This is a genomic window from Gordonia sp. UBA7860, assembly GCF_002500165.1.
Lineage (GTDB): Bacteria > Actinomycetota > Actinomycetes > Mycobacteriales > Mycobacteriaceae > Gordonia > Gordonia sputi.
In genome coordinates, this window is the sequence record NZ_DLSO01000154.1 from 1 (window position 1) to 8,174 (window position 8,174).

At 65.3% G+C, this 8,174-nt stretch carries 7 protein-coding genes and 1 tRNA gene; 3 read left to right on the forward strand and 5 right to left on the reverse strand.

Features of this window, described 5'->3' with window-relative positions; genetic code table 11:
• Nucleotides 1–57: 57 nt before the first annotated feature.
• From B3T59_RS19170 to B3T59_RS19180, 3 genes are read right to left on the reverse strand one after another with little or no spacing between them, the layout of a single operon-like run.
• Nucleotides 58–921, reverse strand: a complete 864-nt coding sequence (locus B3T59_RS19170; protein ID WP_005202099.1) for a Bax inhibitor-1/YccA family protein — start codon at nucleotides 919–921, stop codon at nucleotides 58–60.
• Nucleotides 922–952: 31 nt separating this feature from the next.
• The gene (locus B3T59_RS19175) at nucleotides 953–1,696 is read right to left on the reverse strand and encodes a TetR/AcrR family transcriptional regulator (RefSeq protein ID WP_039854246.1); all 744 of its coding nucleotides are present in this window, start codon (nucleotides 1,694–1,696) and stop codon (nucleotides 953–955) included.
• The gene (locus tag B3T59_RS19180) at nucleotides 1,650–3,992 is read right to left on the reverse strand and encodes an MMPL family transporter (RefSeq protein WP_287004817.1); all 2,343 of its coding nucleotides are present in this window, start codon (nucleotides 3,990–3,992) and stop codon (nucleotides 1,650–1,652) included. Before B3T59_RS19180 ends, B3T59_RS19175 begins: the two co-directional genes overlap by 47 nt.
• A 160-nt stretch (nucleotides 3,993–4,152) precedes the next feature.
• On the opposite strand from B3T59_RS19180, the gene B3T59_RS19185 reads away from it, so the two are divergent.
• On the forward strand, nucleotides 4,153–4,554 hold the full coding sequence (locus B3T59_RS19185) for a hypothetical protein (protein WP_287004819.1): 402 nt from the start codon (nucleotides 4,153–4,155) through the stop codon (nucleotides 4,552–4,554).
• Between the two features lie 78 nt (nucleotides 4,555–4,632).
• Nucleotides 4,633–4,706: transfer RNA gene (locus tag B3T59_RS19190), tRNA-Leu, on the forward strand.
• A gap of 66 nt (nucleotides 4,707–4,772) precedes the next feature.
• On the opposite strand, the gene B3T59_RS19195 is transcribed toward B3T59_RS19190, so the two are convergent.
• Nucleotides 4,773–5,603, reverse strand: coding sequence for a sulfurtransferase (locus B3T59_RS19195; protein ID WP_064864455.1), 831 nt, complete (start codon nucleotides 5,601–5,603; stop codon nucleotides 4,773–4,775).
• A 38-nt stretch (nucleotides 5,604–5,641) separates the two neighbouring features.
• Nucleotides 5,642–7,099, reverse strand: coding sequence for a dihydrolipoyl dehydrogenase family protein (locus tag B3T59_RS19200; protein ID WP_287004822.1), 1,458 nt, complete (start codon nucleotides 7,097–7,099; stop codon nucleotides 5,642–5,644).
• Nucleotides 7,100–7,216: 117 nt separating this feature from the next.
• On the opposite strand from B3T59_RS19200, the gene B3T59_RS19205 reads away from it, so the two are divergent.
• Nucleotides 7,217–8,174, forward strand: a 958-nt coding sequence (locus B3T59_RS19205) for an alpha/beta hydrolase (protein ID WP_287004824.1), incomplete at its 3' end; no start/stop codon positions are given.

Here is an 8,174-nt window from a genome sequence, read left to right on the forward strand (position 1 = left end):
GCCGACCCCTTGAAACCGCCGAAGAGTACGGGGCCGCGGTGTATCTGAGGGGGCGAACTAGTTGTTGGAGTTGAAGTAGCTCAACAGACGCAGGATCTCGACGTAGAGCCACACCAGGGTGACTGTCAGGCCGAGCGCGACGCCCCAGCCCGCGCGGGCAGGTGCACCAGCACGGATCAGACGATCAGCGGCGTCGAAGTCGACGAGGAAGCTGAAGGCCGCCAACGCGATGCAGACCAGCGAGAAGATGATCGCGATCGGACCACCGTCGCGCAGCACACCAGCTCCGCCGGTGAACAGACCGATGATCAGGTTGCCGATCATCAGCACCATCACACCGATGAGACCGGCGAACAGCATGCGCGTGAAGCGCGGTGTCACACGGATGGCGCCGATCTTGTAGACCAGCAGCATTCCGAAGAACACGCCGAACGTGCCGAGAACCGCCTGGCCGATCAACGCGCCCGCACTGGTGTCGCCACTGACCATCCAGTTCGCGAACACGAACGAGATCGAACCGACGAACAGTCCCTCGAAGGCCGCGTAGGCGAGGACGATCGCGGGATTGTCCTGCTTGCGACCGAACGAGGCGACCAACACGAGCACGAGGCCCACGATCGCGCCGATGCCCATGAGGGGTCCGGCCAATGCGTTGTTGTAGCTGCTGATGACGTAGCTGAGGATTGCGGTGACGGTCAGCACGCCGAGAGTGATCGCCGTCTTGGTGACGACGTCGTCGATGGTCAGCTGGCGTCCGACGGCCTGCGGCGGCGCATACTGCGGCGGGACCTGCTGACCGTACTGGTTGTACATCGCGGCCTGCCCGGCCCCGGCCGCGTTCGACCCGAAGCCGGCGTAGCCGCCGGGATTCTGGTTATCGCGGACGACGCCGCGCATCACCGGGTTACTGCTGTCTCGCACAGGTGCTCCTTTTATGGACGTGTACGTCTCATCAACGGGGATCGACCCGTTCGAGTTCCGACTTTACCTTCTCTTGACCAATTGAGTGATCCGACGGCGCACTCAGTGAGTCGAGGAACACGCGGACCTCGTCGGGTGACTCGTACTCACGAATCGACAGCACCGCCCGCCCCAGACAGATCGAGCGCAGGGTCTGCGCGGCAATGGCGAAGTCATCGCCCCAGCCCAGACCGGGCTTCGCGATCATCAACGACGCCAGGCCATGCGCAGCGGTCCACAATTCGAGGACGACGTCACCGACCTCGTCGGGGCCGAAGATCCCGGCGTCTGCGAGTTCGCTGACAGTTCCGGTGAACCGCACGAACGCCGACGCCGCGAGCACCTCATCAACCTTGCTGCGCTCGGCCACGGGTGAGACGTGATGAAACGCCTCCCGGTAGAGCACGGGCGTGGCGACCGCGAATCTCACGTAGGCGATGCCCATCTGCAGAGCCCGTTCCAGCGGATCGTCGATTCCTTTCGACGCCGCGGCCAGTTCCTCGTCGAGACGTTCGAAGTATCGAGCGCAGACGGCTTCGAGGAGTGCGTCCTTGTCGTCGAAGTGCAGATAGATCGACGGCGGGGTGACGCCCACCCGGTCGGCAACGGCTCGGATGGACACGGCCGACGCGGCTTCGGAGTCGAGCAGCAGTGACGTGGCGGCGTCGATGATCTCGTCGGCCAGCAACTCACCCGACCCGCGGGGCGAGCGGCTCCTGCGACTGGTCCGTGTCACTGTTCTCCTGCGTGTTGTTCTCGTTCTCGGCGGTCTCGTGTGTGCCCGTGTCGGCGACCGTTGTCCGCGGCGGCTCGTCGTGGACCTCCTCGGACAGTCCGAAGCGGTCATGCAGACGTCGCAGCGGTGCGGGCGCCCACCAGTTCACGCGCCCGGCGAGGCGCATGAACGACGGAACGAGCAGCATCCGGATCAAAGTGGCATCCATCAGCACCGCAAGCGTGAGTCCGACACCGAACATACGCATGAACGACACCTCGGACGCCGCGATTCCCGCGAACACGATGCTCATCAGTAGCGCCGCTGCGGTGATGACGCGACCGGTCCTCGCAATACCGAGCGCGACGGCCCTGTCGTTCGCCGCGCGCGACCTGTCCGACGCGAGCCACGATTCGCGAATTCGGCCGAGCAGGAACACCTCATAATCCATGGACAACCCGAACGCGATGCAGAACATCAGGACGGGCATCGTTGCCGCGAGGTACCCGGTTGACGTGGTGCCCAATCCGTCGAGGTGCCCCTCTTGGAAGAACCACACCATCGCCCCGAACGTCGCCGACAATGACAACACGTTGAGCACCAACGCCTTCAGCGGAAGCACAACGCTTCCGGTGAAGAGGAACAGCAGCACGAACGTCGCGATGGCGATCACCCCGAGCACCCAAGGCAGGTGCGCATAAATGGAGTCGACGGTGTCGACGTTGGTCGCAGCGGAACCCGTGAACTTCACTGTCAGTCCCGCGGGCACCGGCACGTCTCGCAGCTGAGCCAGTTGATGCTCGCCCGCGGGCCGCATCGGTTCAAGGTTGGTGGCGACCGTGATCACTCCGACGTCGCCGCGTTGGTCTGCGGCATTCGCCGGGGCAACAGCCTTCCCGTCGACGAAGGTTCCGCCCGCGCCCGACACCGAGTTGACGTCGGCAACCCGCGACAGTTCCTGCGCATACGACGCCCTCGTCTGCGCAGAGACGTCTCCAGTCGCGACGACGGTGACCGACGACGACAGGTTCTGGGCGAAGTCGTCGCGGATCTCCTGCTGTATCTGATGGGCGCTGGCGCTGGTGGGCAGCACGCGGTCGTCGGGGAAGCCGAACTCGATCGACAAGAATGGTGCGCCGAGCACCAGCAGAATGACGACAACCGTCGCGCCGACCGGTGCCGCTCGTTTCAACACCCACGACGCCGCGCGGTACCACCAGCCCTCCTCGACCGGGCGTGATGTCGGCTCAGGGCGGCCCAGCAGCTTGCGGACACCGCGGCGCACGTCAAGGGAGTCGATCCGGTCGCCGAGGAGCATCAGCACCGCGGGCGTGATCACCAGCGACGTCACGGCGGCGATCACCACGACACCGAGTCCTGCGTACGCGAAGGAACGGAGGAAGTACATCGGGAAGATCGCCAGTGCGGCAAGCGCGAGGGCAACGGTCACCGCAGAGAACGCGACGGTGCGTCCCGCCGTCTGCATCGTGCGCAAGATCGCCGACGCCCTGTCACGTCCGTCGGCGACTTCTTCGCGATACCGCGTCACCAGCAACAGCGTGTAGTCGATCGCGAGCGCCAAACCCATTGCGGTGGTGAGGTTCAACGCGAAGATCGACACGTCGGTGACAGTGCCTATCAGACGCAGCAACGCGAACGTCAGCACGATCGCGATGATGCCGACGCCGATCGGCAGCATCGCCGCGATGACGCCCCCGAATACGACAATGAGCACGAGGAAGCTGATGGGGATGGCTATCGCCTCGGCTACGGCGAGGTCGCGCGTGGTCTGCTCGTTGACCTGCTGGAAGACCATGCCCTGGCCACCGACGCGGACCGTGATGCCGTCGCGGGCGCCTTCGAATCGGGAGGCGACCTCCTTGGCATGCGCAGGAGCCTCTGCTTCCCCGCCGTCGAGCGTGGCGATGATCAGCGCCGAACTGCGGTCCTTGCTGATCAGGCCGGGCGCGAGCGTCGGGTCCTGCCACACCGACAGCACCGGTTGCTGCACATAGGGAAGGGCGTCGAGTTCGGAAACGATCGACTTGCCGACCGCGGCGGCCCGCTGGTCCTTCTCCATGTCGGTGCCTGCAGGCGCGTCGAGTTTGATGACGACCTGCAGGCCCCCGCGCTTGAAGGTGTCGTCGATTTGCTGCGCCGCCTGCGCCGACTCGCTGTTCGGATCGGAGTACCCGCCTGCCAGCAGGTGCTGCGATGCCGACGCTCCGTAGATTCCACAGAGTACGAGGAACAGGAAAGCCAGTGCGAGAACACGTTTGGGCGCAGATATGGCCACTCGGGTAAGTCTTGCCAACATACGAGTCCCCTAGCGCGTCGCGGTCACTTACCCGCGTTAAGTTATCGGCATTAAGTCAGCTCGTCAAGGGCTCGTCGGCCGATTGCAGGATGCGCCCGCGTCACCGGTGCATTGACTTCCGGCCAGACAGGGGGCCACCTCTTCTGCGTTACGATGGGGTGTGGTTTACCTCTCACTCGCTCTCGCCGCCGTCGCGGTCGGAGCGTGGGTGCTGTCGTACCACCGATCGTCACAGCCACGCCGCAGCCCCGATCTGTTCATCGCCCTCTCCGAGCTCAACGACTCGACGTCGGACCATCAGCAACACGCGGCGGAGGTCATCGACGAGAAGCATCACCTCGAAGCGCGCGCAGGCTGGCCGTCGGCCGTGATCGGCTTGCTGTCGGTGATGGCAGTGGTGTTCATGGTCCAAGATCCGTCGAGCACCATCAACGGAAATCGGCTCGTATGGATGACCAGCGAATTGCTTGTCATCGCACTGATCTCGGCGGTCTGGACCGTCTGGTGCATCCAACGCGCCGCGCGCCTGACCGTGCGCCAAGCCGGCCTCCATCGCTGGTGACGCTCCTCTGCCGCCCCGATTCAGCCGCGTAGGGTTTCGTTCGATCGGGCAGAGGACACATGGCATGCTTGTCGACGCGCCCCTATAGCCCAATTGGCAGAGGCAGCGGACTTAAAATCCGCACAGTGTCGGTTCGAGTCCGACTGGGGGCACCCGACGAAAGTTGCGTGGGATCCTCGGGGGCATTTTTGCACCCCAGGATCCCACGCAACTCGACGTCAGCTGGGCGCCAGCGGCCGCGATGGGTCGGACGTCCACGCGTTCATCGAGCCGTCGTAGACCGATGCGTCGTCGCGGCCAACCGCCGCGAGGGCGAAAGCTGCTGCGGTGGCCGCAATTCCGCCTCCGCAGTAGGTGACGGGTCGCACCGACTCGTCGAGGGCGCCCACCGCGTCGAAGATCGCTCGAAGCGCGGGAACGTCTTTCAACGTGCCCCGCTCGTCGACCAATTCACCGAAGGGCACGTTCACACTTCCGGGGATATGGCCTGCCGCGAAGGTGTCTCGGTCGAGGGCGTTGATGAGCAGCACGCCCGCGTCGTCGACGTCGGTCACCACCTCTTCGGTGGTCTCGATGCGTTCTTGCCGCCGCTGAGCTGTGAATTCTGCAGGCGGATAACTTGATTCGCCGCGGTCGACGGGGAAGCCCGCGTCAACCCACGCCTGCAGGCCACCGTCGAGCACGGCGACGTTGTCGAAGCCCTCGAGACCGAACTGCCACCACAGCCTGGTGGCCCAGATCCCGTTCTCCGAGTCGTAGACCACGACGCGCGAGTCGTCGCCGACACCTACCGCACCCACGGCTGCAGCGAACTGTTCTGACGACACGACGGCGAACGGCGCCTCCCCGTCGGGGTCGGTGAGCGCGAGCAGTTGATCGACGAACACCGCGCCGGGAATGTGCCCGGCCAGGTACGACTCCTGCCCGGACTCGATCTGCGGCGCTCCGTCACCGAATCGGAGATGCACGGTCGCGTCGACGACCCGCAGCTTGGGATCATCGCCCAGATCACGCAGGTCAGAAGCCGTGATGAGATGTGGCGTGCCCATACCCCGACATTACCGGCGACCGGCGCACACCCCGCAGATCAACTCTGTTCCTCGCGCAGGTTCTCGAGCAGCCTCAGCCAGATCTCACTGACCGTGGGATACGACGGGACCGCGTGCCACAACCTTTCCAGGGGAATCTCGCCGACGACGGCGACGGTGGCCGAATGCACGAGCTCCGCGATGTCGGGTCCGCAAAACGTAGCTCCCACCAACACATTTCGCGCGCGGTCGATGACCAGCACCGCGCGGCCGCTGTAATTCTCGCGTGCCAGCGCCGACCCTGCGACCTCGATGTCGAGTTCGGAGATGACAACATCGATGCCCGCGTCGTTGGCGGCACGCTCGGTCAGCCCGACCGACCCGACCTGCGGCTCGGTGAACACCACCTGGGGCACCGCCGCGTGGTCGGCTGTGGCCAGATATCGCTCACCGTCGAGTGAACGGGCTTCGGCGCGTGCTGCGATCACGTCGCCGGCGACCCGCGCCTGATACTTGCCCATGTGCGTGAGTGGCGCGCGACCGTTGACGTCGCCGACCGCATACAGCCAGTCGTGCCCGGCGACATTCAAGTGATCGTCGACGTCGAGCTTGCTCTTGGGATCGATACCGAGTATTTCGAGTCCGACGCCGACGGTGCGCGGACGTCGACCCGCGGCGACAAGGATCTCGTCGACCTCGAGTCGATCGACGACGTCGCCGTCGCGGTTGGCGAGTTCGACGACAGCCGGCCCGCCGTGTACTCGCCCGTAGCCGGTGTCGTCGACCTCCGGCCGCGCCACCGACCCGAACGTCGTGCCGAAGCGGATGTCGACTCCCCTGTCTCGCAGTCCCGACGAGACTCGTTCCCCGACAAAGGGTTCCATCGACGGAAGCAGTGCGTTGCCCCGCACGACCATCGTGACCACACTCCCGAGCTCCGCGAGCCACGTCGCCGCCTCGCAGGCGACGACGCCCCCGCCGAGGACCGCGATGCGTGCGGGAACCTCGACGAGATTCGTCGCATCACGCGACGTCCACGGCGCGGCGTCGGCAAGACCCGGGATCGGCGGGATCGACGCGTCGCTTCCCGTCGCCAGCACCACCGCCGCGGTGGCGCGCAGGCGTCGACCGTCCACCTCGACCTCCCGCTCGCCCACCAGCCTGCCGACGCCGCGCACGACGTCGATGCCCGCGCCCCGCGCCCAATCGACCTGCGACGAGTCGTCGCGGTTGTGGGTGAACGAGTCGCGCCACGCCAGCAGACGGCCGGGTTCGGGCTGATCGTCGACGATTCGCGTCCGCGAGCCGGGCAGCCCCGTCGCGGCCTCGAGTGCGGCACCCGCCCCAAGCAACGCCTTGCTCGGCATGCACGCCCAGTACGAGCATTCGCCGCCGACGAGTTGACTCTCGACGAGCACTGCACGACGAGAACTTCCGCGGATCGCGTAGTCGGCTGCGTTCTCACCCGCCGGTCCGGCGCCGAGCACGATGACGTCGTAGGTGTCGGTGTCTGCCATGAAATCCACGGTAGCCCCGCCCTGAATGTTGCCGCCTGAATGTTGCGGACCGGTTGTAACACTTGCTGTCCGCGGAGCGACCTCTAACACATCGGGTCCGCTCACCGCAGGAGAACCATGCCAATTTCACCCGAATCCGCTGCCGGCGATCCTCGCGATCAGTGGATCACCTACGACGCCCCCGTTGCCGACGAGTCGACGGCAACGGGTAACCGAACTCCCGGTCGACGCCGAATCCGGCGCAGGCTCGTCGGTCTCGCCACGGTGCTCACCATGACCGCAGCCCTGCTGGGCCTGAGCGCGGTGATCGGCAAGGACGACCGCGCTTCAGCACTCGTCGGACACCCCGAGGTCCTGCGTGACGGCTGTACGTGGGACTCGTCGGGAAACTACGTCCAGAACTGCAAGGTGTGGTCGCCGTCGCAAGACAAGTGGGTCATCGTTCAGGTCCGAGCGTCGAGCGGCAGCGACAAGGGCGTGTATCTCCTCGACGGCATGCGTGCCCGCGACGACCGCTCGGCGTGGACCACCGATGTCCAGGCCGCCAAGGTCTACGACGGTAAGAGCGACACGACACTGGTCATGCCCGCGGGCGGAGCGTCGTCGTTCTACACCGATTGGGACGCCGGAGCCGGCGACAAGAACGTCAAGATCAAGCAGGAGACCTTCCTGACCGACGAACTGCCCGCATACCTCGCGACCAATTTCGGTGTGAGCCGATCGAACAACGCGATCGTGGGGCTGTCGATGTCGGCCGGGCCTGCAGTCACGCTTGCCGAGCGGCATCCCGAGCAGTTCAAGGTCGTGCAGGCGATGTCGGGCTACTACCAAACCGACAATCCGATCGGCGCGCTCGGAGTGTTGGCAACGCAGACACTCGTCTCCAACTACACCAACGGGATCGTCAACATGTGGGGCGCGCCGGGAAGCGCACGGTGGACCGCGAACGATCCGTCGAAGAACATCGACAAACTCAAGCAAAACGGTCAGACCCTGATCATCTCGTCCGGAAGCGGCTTTCCGAGTCCCGCCGATATGGCAAAGCTCTCGCAGTCGGATCTGATCAACGCCATCG

Excerpts from the sequence above, each read along its gene's own strand:
- B3T59_RS19200 (WP_287004822.1), bottom strand. The coding sequence starts at position 7,099 with ATGGCAGACACCGACACCTACGACGTCATCGTGCTCGGCGCCGGACCG.
- B3T59_RS19195 (WP_064864455.1), bottom strand. The coding sequence starts at position 5,603 with ATGGGCACGCCACATCTCATCACGGCTTCTGACCTGCGTGATCTGGGC.
- B3T59_RS19180 (WP_287004817.1), bottom strand. The coding sequence starts at position 3,992 with ATGTTGGCAAGACTTACCCGAGTGGCCATATCTGCGCCCAAACGTGTT.